Origin of the sequence: Bacillus sp. C30 (genome assembly GCF_040838255.1) — a bacterium.
Taxonomy (GTDB): domain Bacteria; phylum Bacillota; class Bacilli; order Bacillales; family Bacillaceae_G; genus Bacillus_A; species Bacillus_A mycoides.
Genome location: NZ_JBFPJH010000054.1, coordinates 1 through 16,629, shown reverse-complemented (window position 1 = coordinate 16,629; position 16,629 = coordinate 1). Strand labels below are relative to the sequence as shown.

Here is a 16,629-nt window from a genome sequence, read left to right as displayed (position 1 = left end):
TTACACTATTTTAATTTGTTTAACTAACTGGAAAGTGAGTTAGTTTTACTTTATAGGAGTTGTATACATGCCTGAATTTTATAAGAAACAGTGGTTTTTATATCCTGTTTACGTATTGGCATTTTTTGTATTCGTGCTAATTTCACTCCTCTGTTACTTTCATTTAATTATGGGGATATCAGCCTTTTTTATCTTTTGTATTGTACTTTTTTTCGTTATACGATTCGAACTTACTTTTCAAAGGAATTTTGAAAAACATACGACAGATATGATTACAAGGGTAAAGAAAGTGAGTAATGAAGCATTTAACCAAATGCCAATTGGTATTTTGTTATACAATAAGGATTATGGGATTGATTGGGCGAATCCTTATTTATCATCATGTTTGGGGCAGCATGCATTAGCTGGTTGGCACCTTTACGATGTATCAGAAACATTACTCCTTTTTATTAAGGGGGAAACTTCTGACGATATAGTTTCTTTAAATAATCGAAAGTTTCGTGTTTTTGTAAGGAAAGAAGAAAAACTAATTTATTTCTTTGATGTAACGGAACAAACAGAAATTGAAAAGATGTATGAAGATCAACGCACTGTTTTAGCTGTTATTTATTTAGATAACTATGATGAAGTTACACAAGGATTAGATGACCAATTACGTACGAATATAACAAGTCTTGTGACGTCACGTCTAAATGAATGGGCCGTTAAGTATGGTGCATATTTGAAACGTGCATCTTCAGAAAGATTCTTCGTTGTACTAAATGAAAGTATTTTAGCGCAAATGGAGAAAGGGAAATTTAGTATTTTGGATCAAGTGCGTGAAGAAACATCAAAAAGGAATATACCACTTACATTAAGTGTTGGTGTTGGCTCAGGTGATTTACCTTTATCAGAGCTTGGAGCGATGGCACAATCTGGTTTAGACCTTGCATTAGGACGAGGAGGAGACCAAGTAGCTATTAAACAAGCAACGGGTAAAGTTAAGTTTTACGGTGGTAAGACGAATCCGGTTGAAAAGCGTACTCGTGTACGTGCTAGGGTTATTTCGCATGCATTAAAGGATTTAGTATTAGAAAGCAGTAATGTCATTATAATGGGGCATAGAGCTCCTGATATGGATGCGATTGGTGCAGCGATTGGTATTTTAAAGGTAGCTCAATTAAATGAGCGCAAAGGATATATTGTATTAGATGAAAATGATTCTGATAAAGGAATCAAACGTTTGATGGATAAAGTGAAACAAAATGAAGAGTTATGGTCACATTTTATTACACCAGGGCAAGCGATGGGATTTGCAAATGATGATTCATTACTTGTTGTTGTTGACACGCATAAACCTTCAATGGTGATGGAGGAAAAACTGTTACACAAGATTGAAAATGTAGTAGTTATTGACCATCATCGCCGCGGGGAAGATTTCATTGAAGATCCATTACTTGTTTATATGGAGCCATACGCTTCTTCAACGGCAGAGCTTGTTACAGAATTACTTGAGTATCAACCGAAAAATTTAAAGATGACAATGTTAGAAGCAACGGCATTGTTAGCTGGTATTATTGTTGATACGAAAAGTTTTACATTCCGTACAGGCGCTCGTACATTTGATGCCGCTTCTTATTTACGCTCGCATGGCGCAGACACTGTACTTGTACAAGAACTTTTAAAAGAAGATATGGGTCAGTATTTACGAGTTGCAAAAGCCATTAAAAATGCGTACATTTATAAAAATGGAATTGCGATTGCTAAAGTTGATGGTGATGAATATTATGACCAAGTACTTATTGCACAATCAGCAGACACATTATTGACAATGACAGGTATCATTGCATCGTTTGTTATTGCAAAACGTGGAGAAAATTTCATTGGAATTAGTGGTAGATCTTTAGGTGAATTGAATGTACAGCTAATTATGGAGAATTTAGGAGGTGGCGGGCACTTAACAAATGCAGCCACACAAATGAAAAATGTTACAGTAGATGAAGCGGAGGAGAAGCTTCGATTTGTTATTGATGACTATTTACAGGGAGGCACACAATCATGAAAGTAATTTTTCTAAAAGACGTAAAAGGTAAAGGTAAAAAAGGAGAAATAAAAAACGTACCAGACGGTTATGCAAATAATTTCTTACTAAAACAGGGGTTAGCTGCCGAAGCGACAAACAGCAGTATGAAAACTTTAGATGCTCAAAAGCGCAAAGAGGAAAAAGATGCAGCAGCAGAAGTTGAGAATGCAAAAGAGCTGAAAGAAACATTAGAGAAATTAACTGTAGAAGTAAAGGCGAAATCTGGAGAAGGTGGCCGCTTATTTGGTTCTATCACGAGTAAACAAATTGTAGATGTAATGCAAAAGTCACACAAGATTAAACTTGATAAACGTAAATTTGAAATGGATGATGCAATCCGTGCATTAGGTTATACAAACGTCAATGTGAAATTGCATCCGCAAGTAACAGCAACAGTAAAAGTTCATGTTAGTGAACAATAAAAATAAATTAAGCAAGGAGGATTGCGCATGAGTGATGTAATGGCTGATCGTACCCCTCCGCATAATATAGAAGCTGAGCAGGCAGTCTTAGGTGCCATATTAATTGATCAGGATGCGTTAACGTCAGCATCGGAACTATTGGTACCTGACTCATTTTATCGAACGAAACATCAAAAGATTTTTGAAGTCATGCTTGGGTTGTCTGATAAGGGAGAACCAATCGACTTAGTAATAATGACATCAGCGATGGCTGATCAAGGATTACTAGAAGAAGTTGGTGGGGTTTCTTATCTAGCAGAGTTAGCAGAAGTTGTTCCAACAGCTGCTAACGTAGAATATTATGCACGCATCATCGCTGAAAAGGCACTTTTACGTCGTTTAATTCGAACGGCGACTCATATTGTATCGGATGGATACGAGCGAGAAGATGATGTGGATGGCCTTTTAAATGAGGCTGAGAAAAAAATATTAGAAGTATCTCACCAAACAAATGCAAAAGCATTCCAAAACATTAAAGATGTTCTTGTAGATGCTTATGATAAAATTGAACTTTTGCATAATCAAAAGGGTGAAGTTACCGGGATACCAACTGGATTTACTGAATTAGATAAGATGACCGCAGGTTTTCAGCGAAATGATTTAATCATCGTGGCGGCGCGTCCATCGGTAGGAAAAACTGCATTTTCACTAAATATCGCACAAAACGTAGCGACGAAAACTGATGAAAATGTAGCGATTTTTAGTTTAGAGATGGGCTCTGATCAGCTTGTTATGCGTATGCTTTGTGCAGAAGGAAATATTGATGCACAAAGACTTCGTACCGGTTCATTAACTTCTGATGATTGGGCGAAATTAACAATGGCGATGGGTAGCCTTTCTAATGCTGGTATATATATTGATGATACACCAGGGATTAAAGTAAATGAGATTCGAGCAAAATGTCGTAGATTAAAGCAAGAGCAAGGTCTTGGGATGGTTTTGATTGACTATTTACAGCTTATTCAAGGAAGTGGAAAATCAGGAGAAAACCGTCAGCAGGAAGTATCTGAGATTTCTCGTACATTAAAAGGGATTGCACGTGAATTACAAGTACCTGTTATCGCCTTGTCGCAGTTATCTCGTGGTGTAGAATCCCGTCAAGATAAACGTCCGATGATGTCTGACATTCGTGAATCAGGAAGTATCGAGCAGGATGCTGACATTGTAGCCTTCCTATATCGTGAAGATTACTATGACCGTGAAACAGAAAATAAAAATACAATTGAAATTATCATTGCAAAACAACGTAATGGTCCGGTAGGTTCAGTAGAGCTTGCGTTTGTTAAGGAATTTAATAAATTCGTCAACTTAGAACGCCGCTTTGAGGATGGACATGCACCGCACGCATAAAGGCAGTATAAAAAAGAAACACATTTCTTATAATAAGATGTGTTTCTTTTTTTTTATATGAAAGATAGGGCTTTCATAAGGTGAATATGTAATTCTTACGAACGAAAACGTTTTTCGATAAAAAAATGTTCGCTTTTTGGTTGACTTCTCTTTCTGTTTTGGTACAATTATATTGTTTGAATAGATCGTTTGAAAATTGCGGAGGTGCTTTAATAATGTCTTCAGTAGTAGTTGTAGGAACACAATGGGGCGACGAAGGAAAAGGTAAAATCACTGATTTTCTTTCTGAGCATGCGGAAGTAGTTGCAAGATATCAAGGTGGAAATAACGCGGGACATACAATTGTTTTCGGCGGAGTTAAATATAAATTACACTTAATTCCATCTGGTATTTTCTATAAAGAGAAAATTTGTGTAATCGGAAATGGCTTAGTAGTAGATCCGAAAGCATTACTTGAAGAGTTGAAATACTTACACGATCGTGGTGTAAGTACTGATAATTTACGTGTAAGTAACCGTGCGCACGTTATTTTACCTTATCACTTAAAACAAGATGAATTAGAAGAAGCGAGTAAAGGTGATAACAAGATTGGTACAACGAAAAAAGGTATCGGTCCTGCATATATGGATAAAGCTGCTCGTATTGGTATCCGTATGGCTGATCTTTTAGACCGTGAAGCATTTAAAGAGAAGCTTGAACGTAATTTAGTGGAGAAAAATCGTTTGTTTGAAAAAATGTACGATACAGAAGGTTTCAGCGTAGAAGAAATCTTTGAAGAGTACTTCGAATACGGACAACAAATCGCACATTACGTATGCGATACATCTGTCGTATTAAATGATGCACTAGATAACAATAATCGTGTATTATTTGAAGGTGCACAAGGTGTTATGCTTGATATCGACCACGGTACGTACCCGTTCGTTACATCTTCTAACCCAATTGCTGGTGGTGTAACAGTTGGAACTGGAGTTGGTCCTGCGAAAGTTACTCGCGTTGTAGGTGTATGTAAAGCATATACAAGCCGTGTTGGTGATGGTCCATTCCCTACTGAACTTAATGATGAAATCGGTCACCAAATTCGTGAAGTTGGTCGTGAATACGGAACAACAACGGGTCGTCCACGCCGTGTAGGTTGGTTCGATAGCGTTGTTGTAAGACATGCACGTCGTGTTAGTGGTTTAACAGATTTATCATTAAACTCTATCGATGTATTAACAGGTATTCCAACTGTTAAAATTTGTGTTGCTTACAAATGCAATGGCGAAGTTATCGATGAAGTTCCAGCTAACTTAAACATTTTAGCGAAATGTGAGCCTGTATATGAAGAGCTTCCAGGTTGGACAGAAGATGTTACTGCTGTGAAATCATTGGATGAGCTTCCTGAAAATGCAAGAAAATACGTAGAGCGTGTTTCTGAATTAACAGGAATCCAATTATCTATGTTCTCGGTTGGACCAGATCGTAATCAAACAAATATCGTTCGTAACGTATACGAAGCTTAATTGATATAAAAAATTGATTTTTTTAAGAAAAAACTCATATTTTTATGAGTTTTTTCTTATTTTTTATAAAAAAATAAGAAAAGGTATTGCAAAAATGAAAGATAGCATGTTATGATATGTCTTGTCGTCACGAAAATATGACGTTGGTGAGTATGAGCCATTAGCTCAGTTGGTAGAGCATCTGACTTTTAATCAGAGGGTCGAAGGTTCGAATCCTTCATGGCTCACCATTTTATTTTTCGTGGCCCGTTGGTCAAGTGGTTAAGACACCGCCCTTTCACGGCGGTAACACGGGTTCGAATCCCGTACGGGTCATGTTTTTTTATGTTCATTTTTGGTCCCGTGGTGTAGTGGTTAACATGCCTGCCTGTCACGCAGGAGATCGCCGGTTCGACCCCGGTCGGGACCGCCATTTTATGTTGGCTCGGTAGCTCAGTCGGTAGAGCAGAGGACTGAAAATCCTCGTGTCGGCGGTTCGATTCCGTCCCGAGCCACTCTCAGGATATTAAGTGGGCCCACTTAATATCCTTTTTATTTTGTCCAGTTTTACAAATGTGGGTAGTTATTTTACAATAGAATGAGGAGCCTCTAGCAGTTGAAGCTAGAGGTTTTTCTATAGATCGTATAGGATTCTGTGTAAAAGTGGATGATACATGAGTCTATGAGAATAGAGGAGAAATACTTAGACTAAGATTGTTGTCATATAGGAACATACTATAGAAACACCAATATGTTTGAGGATTATTGATCATATTTTTATAAGGAGGAAATAGACGATGATGGGAAAGAAAATTTTAGTAGTTGATGATGAAAAGCCAATTGCGGATATTTTGAAGTTCAACCTAGAAAAAGAAGGTTTTGAAATTGTAATGGCGCATGATGGTGATGAGGCGATTGAAAAAGCAAATGAAGAACAGCCAGATATGGTTTTATTAGATATTATGTTACCGGGAAAAGACGGTTTAGAGGTATGTCGTGAAATACGTAAAAGCTCAGAAATGCCAATTATTATGCTTACAGCAAAAGACTCTGAAATTGATAAAGTATTAGGGCTTGAGCTTGGGGCAGATGATTATGTAACGAAGCCATTTAGTACTAGGGAGTTACTTGCTCGTGTGAAAGCGAATTTACGTCGCCATCAGCAGGGTGGTGCTGCAGAGAAAGAAGAAAATACCGAAATGGTTATTGGACCAATCGTTATTAATTCGAACGCTTATAGTGTAACAAAGCGTGAAGAAAGCATTGAGCTTACACATCGTGAATTTGAATTACTACATTATTTAGCGAAGCATTTAGGTCAAGTTATGACTCGTGAACATTTATTACAAACAGTTTGGGGTTATGATTATTTTGGAGATGTACGTACAGTAGACGTAACAGTACGTCGTTTACGCGAAAAAATTGAAGATAATCCAAGTCATCCTACTTTAATTGTAACTAGACGTGGGGTAGGGTATTACTTGCGTGACCCAGAACAGGAATAGTATATGAAGAAAGTTGGTTTTTTTCAATCTATTCATTTAAAATTTGTGCTCATATATATGCTGTTAATATTAATAGCAATGCAAGTAATTGGCGTATATTTCGTCAGGGAATTAGAAAAAAGCCTTGTAAAAGGCTTTCAAGATTCCTTAACGCAGCAAACAAATCTACTTTCTTATAACCTGAAGCAAGAGTTTGTAAAAGAACGTCCTAAAACAGAATCAGTAGATAAAGCTATTAATGATTCGATTCAAAAATTCGCATCAGATCGTAAGAAAGATATTCAAGAAGTAAGTGTAATTGATTCTACTAAAAAATTAATGGCAATTTCAGACGGGTCTAAGCAAAATAAGGTAGGAAGAACGTCAGCAGATACAGCTGTACAACGGGTAATGGTACAAAAGAAACCAGAGTCAAAGATTGAGAAAGATGGAAATACAGGTCATAGAGTTCAAGTTATGATTACCCCTATTCTAAAAGAGCCAGGCGGAGAGGTACTTGGTGTCATTCATATCGTTGCATCTATGGAAGATGTGTATAAACAAATGAAGGACATCAACCAAATTTTCGCAACGGGGACAGTAATTGCTTTATTAGTAACAGCTGTACTTGGAATTTTATTGGCTCAAACAATTACGAGACCAATTTCAGATATGCGAAGACAAGCAATTGAAATGGCGAAAGGAAATTATTCGCGAAAAGTAAAGGTGCATAGTCACGATGAGATTGGACAATTAGCATTATCTTTTAACAATTTATCTAAAAAATTACAACAAGCTCGTTCCTCCACAGAAAGTGAAAGACGAAAATTATCATCCGTTTTATCACATATGACAGATGGAGTAATTGCTACTGATCGAAAAGGGGATATCATTTTATTAAATGATCCTGCGGAAAAGATGTTAAATGTTTCGCGTGAAACGGCGCTAGATCAATCAGTGTTAGAAGTGCTAGGAATACAAGAAGAATTTACACTGGATCATTTATATGAAGAGCCTGATTCAGTTTTATTAGATTTTAGTACGAGAAATGAACCATATATTTTACGTGCTAGTTTCTCTGTTATTCAAAAAGAAACAGGGAAGGCAAATGGTTTAATTGCTGTATTATATGATGTAACAGAGCAGGAGCGGATAGAACAAGAGCGCCGTGAGTTTGTTGCGAACGTATCTCATGAGTTAAGAACGCCGTTAACAACGATGCGCAGTTACTTAGAAGCACTTACTGATGGAGCATGGCAAGATCCAAATATTGCACCGCAATTTTTAACAGTTACACAAGAAGAAACGGAAAGAATGATCAGGCTTGTAAATGCATTGTTACAACTATCTAAACTAGATAGTACAGAACATCGCTTAATGAAGGAATGGGTCGACTTTACTGATTTCTTTAATAACGTTATCGATCGTTTTGAAATGTCTAAAGAGCAAAATGTAAGCTTCAAACGATCTTTCTCTAAAAAATCTCGATTTATTGATATGGATACAGACAAAATTACACAAGTTTTATATAACATTATTTCCAATGCACTAAAATATTCGCCAGAAGGTGGTACAGTAACATATCGCCTACGTGACCGCGGGGAGTTATTAGAGATTAGTGTGAGTGATCAAGGAATGGGAATTCCGAAAGAAAATGTAGATAAAATATTTGAACGTTTTTATCGTGTAGATAAAGCGCGTTCGAGACAAATGGGTGGTACAGGTCTTGGGTTAGCCATTGCGAAAGAAATGATTGAGGCACATGGCGGCTCGGTTTGGGCGAAAAGTGAGGAAGGAAAAGGGACAACTATTTATTTCACATTGCCAATGGCGACAGATGAAGAGGACGATTGGGAATGAGTATGGAAAACTTTAAAACGATAGTTCTAATTAATTTGGTTGTCATTAGTCTATTTCTTACTTTTAACTTGTGGACATATGTTCCTGATTCTACTTCTATGCAAAATACAAAGTTCGTTCAAGGTAACGAAGAGATAAATACGATAAAGATTTCGGAGGTTGTTCGCCCATCCTCTGTTGTTATTCATAAAGAGAAAAATCATTATGTAAGCGAAAAGAAGGAAAATGTGGATTCGATCTATAAAATTCTTGAAAACGGAGAATTACATAATTTCGAGGAAATAACGGGGACAGTCCCTAAAGGTGATTTTCTGTCTTATGTACACGGAGAAGAAAAAATTGAATTTGTTTTTCCTACAAATATCCCGTTAGATACGATTAAAAATATGTTTAATATTAAAGATAAAAACATAGAAAGTAACAGAAGTTTTAATCGTATTATAATTGATCCTTCTAGAAGTAAGGACCAAGAAATTAAAGTTAGCTTTGTTTCCTATGATACTTCTCATAAAATATATCAAGCAACATTGAGTGGTGCTTATATAAAGGATATTATAAATGCTCAAAATCAACTTATAACAGTAGCAAGACCATATTTTGAGTATCAAATAAATGATACAAAAAAACTTTTTTTACCAGAGGGGATTACGGAATTAAGTAAGGCAGAGTATATTACAGCTAAACTAGAAGTGGATCCATTTAAAAATGCTTTATTTAGTGATCCACGTTATTTAAGTCCTATTTCTGAGAAAACAAAGGAAACATTTACAGATGGCATCCGTTCTATGGAAATTGATAAGTCGGATGCAATGTTGAAATATAAAAATTCCGCTGTACATGGTGATAAATCTACGGATAATGCGGTAATTTTACAAAAAAGTTTTGACTTTGTAAGTGGGCATAGTGGATCCTTGAAGTCCTATCGTTTTGATTATATTAATGGGAGGAAATCTTCATTCCGTTTATATGAGGATGGTTTGCCTGTATTTAATGCAAATGGAATAGCGGAGTTAAAACAAGTATGGGGTTCAGGTGAAATTATGCAGTATGAAAGACCCTTTTTTGAGTTCAGTATTACTTTGCCTAGTAAACAACAAACAACTTCTCTCGCATCAGGTCGTATAGTGATGACATCACTAGAGAATAATCCAGAAATTGATAAAAAATCAATTCAGGATGTTGGTATTGGTTATAAAATGTCATTGGAACCGTCCATCAGTGATGTGAGAATTGCTGTCTTACAGCCGATATGGTATGTAAAATGTGAAGAAGATGGTAAGCAACAAATATATGAGTGGAGTGAGGGGGGACTAAATGGATTGGGATCGAATTAAAACCATATTTATTGTGACCTTTTTTGTTTTAGACCTCTTTCTTATCTTTCAGTTCATTCAAAAGCAAGATAGTAATCAATTAGAACTTGTGACGGAAACGAAAATCGATCAACAATTAAAAGCTGAAAAAATTACTATGGGAAATTTCCCTAAAGAACCGAAAAAAGAGTCATTTATAATGGCAAAAAATAAGGGTTTCAAAGAAGAAGATGTGCAATCTTTAAAAAATCAGACAGCGCATGTGCAAGACGAATATCAAATAGAGGGTAAATTAAAAGAGCCTTTTTTAAATACAAAATCATTGTCAAAAGATAAGTATAATGAGTTTTTGAAAAATTATGTGCTGGATGGACAAAAATATGAGTTTGGAGCAATAAAGGACTCAAAAATTTACTTCTTTCAAAAGTATAAAGATAAACCAATCTTCTACAATAATCGTGCGATGATTGTTGTAGATTTAAATGAAAAAAATGAGCTTATTTCATATACACAAACAATGTTAACGGATTTGAAGGAAATGGGCGAAAGCGAAAAGACGAAAGAACAAGAAATTATTACTGCTCAAACAGCTTTAGAAAATATATATTTGAAAAATAAAATTGCAGAAAATACGCACGTGAAAGAGGCGCAGATTGGATATGCGACTCTTGCGGAGTCTTCTTCTAATATACAAGTGCTTGCTCCAACATGGAACTTAAAGACAGAACAAAAAAAGGATTTTTTTGTGAATGCAATTGAAGGACAAGTTATGGAATTAGGGGAAACTCAAGTGCCGGAAGAACATAATGGAGTGAGAAAGAATGAGCATGCATTTTAGTGTACTTGCAAGTGGAAGTACAGGGAATATGCTATATGTAGGAACAGATGAAAAAAAACTGCTTGTCGATGCAGGTTTAAGTGGTAAAGCGACAGAGGCTTTATTTAAACAAGCTGAACTGAATATAAATGACATATCAGGTATTCTTGTAACACATGAGCATAGTGATCACATTAAAGGATTAGGTGTATTGGCGCGTAAATATGATTTACCTGTTTATGCGAACGAGAAAACATGGAATGCAATGGAACATTTAATAGGTAATATCCCAACTGATCAAAAATTCATTTTCTCAGTAGGAGACGTGAAAACATTTGGGGATATTGAAGTTGAATCATTTGGTGTTTCTCATGATGCGGCGGAACCGATGTTTTACGCTTTTCATAATAATAATAGAAAGTTAGCTCTTATTACAGATACGGGCTACGTAAGTGACCGTATGAAAGGTGTTATTAAGGGAGCAAATGCTTTCGTGTTTGAAAGCAATCATGATGTGGAAATGCTTCGTATGGGACGCTATCCATGGAGCATTAAGCGACGTATTTTAAGCGACGTTGGCCACGTTTGTAATGAGGACGCTGCATTAGCGATGGCTGATGTTATTACAGATGAGACAAAACACATTTATTTAGCACATTTAAGCTTAGATAATAACATGAAAGAATTAGCGCGTATGTCTGTATCACAAGTATTAGAAGAAAAAGGTTTTGGGGTTGGAAAATCCTTTGAAATACATGATACAGATCAAAAAGTGCCCACGAAAATTCAATACGTATAATTCTTCATTTTAGTAAACAATAAAGGTGAATATAGTTGTTTTCAGGAAGATAGGTGAACAAATATGTCCTTTATTGATGAAGAAAAATATCGTATTAAACGTGCAGGCAAAAAGAAACATAAAGGTATTGTCATTTCTAGCATAGCGGGGACGATTGTAGGGGCTTCATTATTTGCATTTGGAGCTCCTTTATTTTCAAATCATGCAGGTAAGCTTCCGCAAGCTGAAGCAAGTGAAAAAAATATGGCTGAAGCTCAAAGTGGAAATGTTCCTGTTAAACAGATTAGCTTTGTAGACGCTGTTGATCGTGCTTCAGAGGCTGTTGTTGGTGTTATTAATATTCAACGAGACAATTTTTCAGAGGCTGATTCGGAAGCTGGTACAGGATCTGGTGTGATTTATAAGAGAACAGATGGACATGCGTATATTGTAACGAATAACCACGTTGTTGCTGGGGCGAATCGTATTGAAGTGAGCTTAAGTGACGGTAAGAAAATTCCAGGTAAAGTATTAGGAACCGATGTAGTCACGGACTTAGCTGTACTAGAAATAGATGCGAAGCATGTGAAGAAAGTGATTGAAATTGGCGACTCTAATACCGTTCGTAGAGGAGAACCAGTTATTGCGATTGGAAATCCACTGGGGTTACAATTTTCCGGAACTGTCACACAAGGTATTATTTCGGCTAATGAGCGTATTGTTCCTGTAGATTTAGATCAAGATGGACATTACGATTGGCAAGTAGAAGTATTGCAAACAGATGCGGCAATTAATCCAGGTAATAGTGGTGGAGCGCTTGTAAATGTAGAGGGACAATTAATAGGTATTAACTCAATGAAAATTGCAGCAAAAGAAGTAGAAGGAATTGGACTAGCTATTCCAGTTACGAGAGCTGTTCCTATTATGAATGAACTAGAAAAGTACGGTAAAGTAAGAAGACCTTACGTTGGGATTGAACTAAGATCATTAAATGAGATTCCGAGTTACTATTGGTCAAAAACATTACACTTACCAGGTAACGTAACAGAAGGAGTCTGCATTTTAGATGTGAAAAGTCCTTCGCCAGGTACGGATGCGGGTCTTAGAGAACATGATGTTATTGTGGCGGTAGATGGAAAAGCGGTGCACGATATTATTGGGTTCCGCACGGCCTTATATAATAAAAAAATTAATGATAAAATGACTCTTACGTTTTATCGTGGTACAAAACGAGCGACAACAACGGTGAAATTAGGCATTCAAAAGTATTAAAAACAGGAGGGCCTACCTCCTGTTTTCTATTGTAGAAAAGTGAGGTGAAGAATATGAATTTACCTTGTTGTTTAGAACATGTTGAATTAGCATTAGATATCATTGTGGATGAATGTGAAGTCGCACCGGTTATTAACAATGTGGATAACTCTAAAGAAGAGAAAAAAACATGTGAATTTTGTCAAAATGAGGCGACATATGTTGTATCGAACACAGATTCTCACACAATATGTGGGTAACATTTGTGGATATGTGGATAAGTCCTGTGGATAACATGTTTGTAAGGTGGGGAATAAATGTGAATATCTCGATTATTTCAATTGGGAAATTAAAAGAAAAGTACTTAAAACAAGGTATAGCAGAATATTTAAAACGATTATCTTCGTACGCGAAAGTAGAAGTAATTGAATTGTCAGATGAAAAGGCACCAGAAAATTTAAGTGCAGCAGAAATGTTAATTGTAAAAGAAAAAGAAGGTATTCGTATACTGGATAAAATTTCTGATGATACGCATGTCATTGCGTTAGCTATAGAAGGAAAACAAAAATCATCAGAAGAATTTGCGGTAAGTATAGATCGCCTTGCTACATATGGAAAGAGCAAGATCACATTTGTAATTGGCGGATCACTGGGGCTTAGTTCTGAAGTAATGAAGCGTTCAAACGAATCTCTTTCTTTTTCGAAGATGACATTACCACATCAATTAATGCGATTAGTATTGCTTGAGCAGGTGTATAGAGCGTTTCGGATTAATCGTGGTGAACCGTATCATAAATAAATTTTTCATTTGTATATAAAGAGTAAAAAAGACCATTGGACAAAAATCACCGATGGTCTTTTAAACATTAATAGATGGTATGTAGATTTCCTAAAATAAGTATGTTTCTATTTCTAAAAAAATATGCTGTAATATGAAGAGGGAAAAAGTATAAGTAGTCATAGAAGTGAGGAATTAAAGGTGAAGAAGTTTAAGAAGTTTTACTTGGAGATTACGAGTGTATGTAATCTTGCGTGCAGCTTTTGTCCGCCGACGGAAAGGCAGAAGCAATTCATTTCTGTAGAGGATTTTGCTAAAAGATTAGACCAAATTAAACCTCACACAGACTACATTTATTTGCACGTGAAGGGTGAGCCGTTGCTCCATCCGAAAATAGATCAACTATTAGATTTAAGCCATGAAAAAGGGTTTAAAGTTAATATTACAACGAACGGAACGTTAATTAATAAGAGAAGGCATAGACTGTTAAATAAGCCTGCGTTAAGACAAATGAATTTTTCACTGCACAGTTTTGATGGACACCCAGGTTCGCAAGATAAAGAGGGCTATGTAAGGAGTATACTTTCTTTCATTAGAGAGGCAACAAGTCAATCGGACTTAATCGTTTCACTAAGATTATGGAATTTAACTCAGGATAATAAAACAAATGCTGAAATCCAAAAAAATAGGGATTTATTATCTATAATTGAAAATGAGTTTGATCTATCTTATCAAATTGAAGAGAAGCTTACACCGGGAAAAGGTATAAAAATTGCGGAACGTGTCTTTATTAATCAAGACTATGAATTCCAGTGGCCGGCATTGCATGAAGAAGAGGATGATGGAAAAGGATTCTGTCATGGTCTTCGAAATCAGGCTGGAATCTTAGCGAACGGAACGGTTATTCCTTGTTGTCTAGATGGTGAGGGAATTATTAATCTTGGAAATATTAATAATGATTCATTCTCTAATATTATTGAAGGCGAAAGAGCGAACAATATTGTAGATGGATTTTCAAAAAGGGTTGCAGTAGAAGAACTATGTAGAAAGTGCGGATACCGCAAAAGATTTGGAAAGTAAATTTAGAATAAGCCCTCATAAAGCGAGGGCTTATTTTTATTCTTGATAAGAACGTTCTAATTCATCAATTAAGGAACCTACGTAAGAAACAGCTTTACGGATTGCATCTGGTTTTGACATGTCTACTCCAGCGTGTTTCATTAATTCAAGTGGTTTCATTGTACCGCCTGCACGGAGCACATCAAGCCAGCGATCAACAGCAGGTTGTCCCTCTTCTTTAATCATTTGAGCTACAGCGGTAGAAGCAGTTAGTCCCGCAGAATATGTGTAAGAATATAAGCCCATATAATAGTGAGGTTGACGCATCCATGTTAAACCGGCGCCTTCATCAATTTCTACGGAATCTCCCCAGAATGTCGAAAGGACCTTCGTTTTTATTTCAGTTAAAGTTGTAGCTGTGAGTGCTTGCCCTTCTTCTGCTAGATCGTATACTCTTCTTTGATATTCTCCCTCAAGTAGATGGGTAACGAAGTTATGGTAATATGTGCCGAGTAGTTGCAGAATAACCCATCTGCGCATCCTCTTATCTTCAGTAGTCGCAAGTAAATGCTGGGCTAATAGTAATTCATTCATCGTTGATGGAGCTTCAACGAAGTACATAGATGGACGCACATTCATAATACGCTGATTTTTATTTGCTAAATAAAAATGACCAGCATGTCCAAATTCATGAGCTAATGTGAAACACCCGCGCATCGTACCCTGCCATGTAATTAAAATATAAGGGTGAGAACCGTATGGGCTAGAGCAGAAGGCGCCTGTTGATTTTCCTACGTTATCTGCAAGGTCTACCCATCTTTCTTTGAAGCCCTTTTCGATAATGGAACTATATTCATTTCCTAATACTTTTAAAGAATCTTGAATGAGTTTGCCAGCTTCTTCGTAAGTGATTGTTGGATTAAATTCAGGATCTAACGGTGCATGTAAGTCACAGAAAAGCATTTGATCAAGCCCTAATACATTCTTTTTTAAATCTGCAAAACGGCGCATATGAGGCGCTAATTCGTTATAAATAATATCTAGTTGGTTGTTATACATTTCAAGTGGAACCTTTTGAGGTTCTAAAAGCATATGGGTAACGGACTCATACTTGCGCAAACGAGAAAGCGCCACTTGTTTTTTTACTTCAGTAGCATATGTTGTTGCAACTGTATTTTTATATCGTTTCAATGTGGAAACAAATGATGAATATGCTTTTTTACGTATATATGCGCTTGGAGAAAATTCATATTTACTTTCGAATAATGCAAACGATACAGGCAAATCATTTCCCTGTTCATCTTGTATAGAGGGGAAATCCATATCGGCTAATTTAGTCATGCCGTAAATTTTGTAGGGTGAACTATGAACTTCGCCGAGTGCAGCAAGAGCTTCTTCTGTTTCAGGAGAGAGTGTGTGCTGCCTCTTTTTGAGTATCTCTAGTAATGATTTACGGAAAGGTTCAAGTTTTATTTCCTCAGTTAAATATTTTTCAATTGTTCCCTCCTCAAATGAGAGAATTTCGTTATGAATAAAGGATAGCGCGGTATGTACATTCGTTCCTAGAGCGTAAATTTTGGAAGAGTTCGCTTGAATAACTGAATCTATACGATCAGCGGATTCTTTTAAATTTGCATATGCGCCGATTTTTGTTAACTTCATTAAAAGCTCTTCTTCTAAAAGTAGGCAATTTAATAAGGTAGCGGGGCTATTGTGTAATTGTCCTTTAAATGCATCAAGTTTTTTTATATCGGCTGTTAATACACGTAATGCAGTTTCCCACTCTTTATCAGATTCGTATAAATCAGAAAGGTCCCATGTCAATTCAGTAGAGACTTCCGCGCGAATAAGGCGTTTCTCAATTACATTTTTCATTTGTTATATCCCCCTTATTATAAGTATCTAAAAACATGATACTAGAAAATTCAGTGA

General features: G+C 36.3%; 14 protein-coding genes and 4 tRNA genes. 17 read left to right on the top strand and 1 reads right to left on the bottom strand.

What is annotated here, in order from left to right:
- Nucleotides 1-67: 67 nt before the first annotated feature.
- The 17 genes from AB3X49_RS08550 to AB3X49_RS08470 all read left to right on the top strand — a co-directional run bounded on the left by AB3X49_RS08550 (nucleotide 68) and on the right by AB3X49_RS08470 (nucleotide 14,718).
- The gene (locus AB3X49_RS08550; RefSeq protein ID WP_367961538.1) at nucleotides 68-2,041 is read left to right on the top strand and encodes a DHH family phosphoesterase; all 1,974 of its coding nucleotides are present in this window, start codon (nucleotides 68-70) and stop codon (nucleotides 2,039-2,041) included.
- Nucleotides 2,038-2,484: a 50S ribosomal protein L9 gene (gene rplI, locus AB3X49_RS08545; protein ID WP_002130186.1), complete on the top strand. Its 447-nt coding sequence runs from the start codon at nucleotides 2,038-2,040 to the stop codon at nucleotides 2,482-2,484. The genes AB3X49_RS08550 and rplI overlap by 4 nt, the downstream gene beginning before the upstream one ends.
- A 27-nt stretch (nucleotides 2,485-2,511) precedes the next feature.
- On the top strand, nucleotides 2,512-3,873 hold the full coding sequence (gene dnaB, locus AB3X49_RS08540; RefSeq protein WP_002016457.1) for a replicative DNA helicase: 1,362 nt from the start codon (nucleotides 2,512-2,514) through the stop codon (nucleotides 3,871-3,873).
- A 215-nt stretch (nucleotides 3,874-4,088) separates the two neighbouring features.
- A complete protein-coding gene (locus AB3X49_RS08535) occupies nucleotides 4,089-5,378 on the top strand; it encodes an adenylosuccinate synthase (RefSeq protein WP_002034994.1) in 1,290 nt (429 codons plus the stop codon).
- 154 nt (nucleotides 5,379-5,532) lie between these two features.
- Nucleotides 5,533-5,608: transfer RNA gene (locus tag AB3X49_RS08530), tRNA-Lys, on the top strand.
- Nucleotides 5,609-5,621: 13 nt separating this feature from the next.
- Nucleotides 5,622-5,693, top strand: a tRNA-Glu gene (locus AB3X49_RS08525).
- Nucleotides 5,694-5,714: 21 nt separating this feature from the next.
- Nucleotides 5,715-5,790: transfer RNA gene (locus tag AB3X49_RS08520), tRNA-Asp, on the top strand.
- A 9-nt stretch (nucleotides 5,791-5,799) separates the two neighbouring features.
- Nucleotides 5,800-5,872, top strand: a tRNA-Phe gene (locus tag AB3X49_RS08515).
- 282 nt (nucleotides 5,873-6,154) lie between these two features.
- Nucleotides 6,155-6,862: a cell wall metabolism DNA-binding response regulator WalR gene (gene walR / locus AB3X49_RS08510; RefSeq protein WP_000971867.1), complete on the top strand. Its 708-nt coding sequence runs from the start codon at nucleotides 6,155-6,157 to the stop codon at nucleotides 6,860-6,862.
- Nucleotides 6,863-6,865: 3 nt separating this feature from the next.
- The gene (gene walK, locus AB3X49_RS08505; RefSeq protein WP_002166370.1) at nucleotides 6,866-8,701 is read left to right on the top strand and encodes a cell wall metabolism sensor histidine kinase WalK; all 1,836 of its coding nucleotides are present in this window, start codon (nucleotides 6,866-6,868) and stop codon (nucleotides 8,699-8,701) included.
- Entirely contained in the window at nucleotides 8,698-10,035 is a 1,338-nt protein-coding gene (locus AB3X49_RS08500; protein ID WP_367961533.1) for a YycH family regulatory protein, read from the top strand. Before walK ends, AB3X49_RS08500 begins: the two co-directional genes overlap by 4 nt.
- A complete protein-coding gene (locus AB3X49_RS08495) occupies nucleotides 10,016-10,852 on the top strand; it encodes a two-component system regulatory protein YycI (RefSeq protein ID WP_002166372.1) in 837 nt (278 codons plus the stop codon). Before AB3X49_RS08500 ends, AB3X49_RS08495 begins: the two co-directional genes overlap by 20 nt.
- Nucleotides 10,836-11,630: an exodeoxyribonuclease YycJ gene (gene yycJ, locus AB3X49_RS08490; protein ID WP_002167283.1), complete on the top strand. Its 795-nt coding sequence runs from the start codon at nucleotides 10,836-10,838 to the stop codon at nucleotides 11,628-11,630. Before AB3X49_RS08495 ends, yycJ begins: the two co-directional genes overlap by 17 nt.
- A gap of 63 nt (nucleotides 11,631-11,693) precedes the next feature.
- Nucleotides 11,694-12,881 (top strand): S1C family serine protease, encoded by a 1,188-nt coding sequence (locus AB3X49_RS08485; RefSeq protein WP_012262090.1) that lies wholly within the window; start codon nucleotides 11,694-11,696, stop codon nucleotides 12,879-12,881.
- A gap of 53 nt (nucleotides 12,882-12,934) precedes the next feature.
- The gene (locus AB3X49_RS08480; RefSeq protein ID WP_002035001.1) at nucleotides 12,935-13,120 is read left to right on the top strand and encodes a CxxH/CxxC protein; all 186 of its coding nucleotides are present in this window, start codon (nucleotides 12,935-12,937) and stop codon (nucleotides 13,118-13,120) included.
- Nucleotides 13,121-13,179: 59 nt separating this feature from the next.
- Nucleotides 13,180-13,659 carry a 23S rRNA (pseudouridine(1915)-N(3))-methyltransferase RlmH gene (gene rlmH / locus AB3X49_RS08475; protein ID WP_367961529.1) on the top strand — a complete coding sequence of 160 codons (480 nt, stop codon included), beginning with the start codon at nucleotides 13,180-13,182 and terminating at the stop codon, nucleotides 13,657-13,659.
- 180 nt (nucleotides 13,660-13,839) lie between these two features.
- Complete coding sequence (locus AB3X49_RS08470; protein WP_002016446.1) at nucleotides 13,840-14,718, top strand: radical SAM/SPASM domain-containing protein; 879 nt, start codon at nucleotides 13,840-13,842, stop codon at nucleotides 14,716-14,718.
- Nucleotides 14,719-14,754: 36 nt separating this feature from the next.
- Here AB3X49_RS08470 and pepF read toward each other — a convergent pair whose 3' ends face one another.
- Nucleotides 14,755-16,572 (bottom strand): oligoendopeptidase F, encoded by a 1,818-nt coding sequence (pepF, locus tag AB3X49_RS08465; RefSeq protein WP_367961527.1) that lies wholly within the window; start codon nucleotides 16,570-16,572, stop codon nucleotides 14,755-14,757.
- Nucleotides 16,573-16,629 lie beyond the last annotated feature (57 nt).

Coding starts and splice junctions, on each gene's coding strand:
- AB3X49_RS08550 (WP_367961538.1), top strand. CDS start 68: ATGCCTGAATTTTATAAGAAACAGTGGTTTTTATATCCTGTTTACGTA.
- rplI (WP_002130186.1), top strand. CDS start 2,038: ATGAAAGTAATTTTTCTAAAAGACGTAAAAGGTAAAGGTAAAAAAGGA.
- dnaB (WP_002016457.1), top strand. CDS start 2,512: ATGAGTGATGTAATGGCTGATCGTACCCCTCCGCATAATATAGAAGCT.
- AB3X49_RS08535 (WP_002034994.1), top strand. CDS start 4,089: ATGTCTTCAGTAGTAGTTGTAGGAACACAATGGGGCGACGAAGGAAAA.
- walR (WP_000971867.1), top strand. CDS start 6,155: ATGATGGGAAAGAAAATTTTAGTAGTTGATGATGAAAAGCCAATTGCG.
- walK (WP_002166370.1), top strand. CDS start 6,866: ATGAAGAAAGTTGGTTTTTTTCAATCTATTCATTTAAAATTTGTGCTC.
- AB3X49_RS08500 (WP_367961533.1), top strand. CDS start 8,698: ATGAGTATGGAAAACTTTAAAACGATAGTTCTAATTAATTTGGTTGTC.
- AB3X49_RS08495 (WP_002166372.1), top strand. CDS start 10,016: ATGGATTGGGATCGAATTAAAACCATATTTATTGTGACCTTTTTTGTT.
- yycJ (WP_002167283.1), top strand. CDS start 10,836: ATGAGCATGCATTTTAGTGTACTTGCAAGTGGAAGTACAGGGAATATG.
- AB3X49_RS08485 (WP_012262090.1), top strand. CDS start 11,694: ATGTCCTTTATTGATGAAGAAAAATATCGTATTAAACGTGCAGGCAAA.
- AB3X49_RS08480 (WP_002035001.1), top strand. CDS start 12,935: ATGAATTTACCTTGTTGTTTAGAACATGTTGAATTAGCATTAGATATC.
- pepF (WP_367961527.1), bottom strand. CDS start 16,572: ATGAAAAATGTAATTGAGAAACGCCTTATTCGCGCGGAAGTCTCTACT.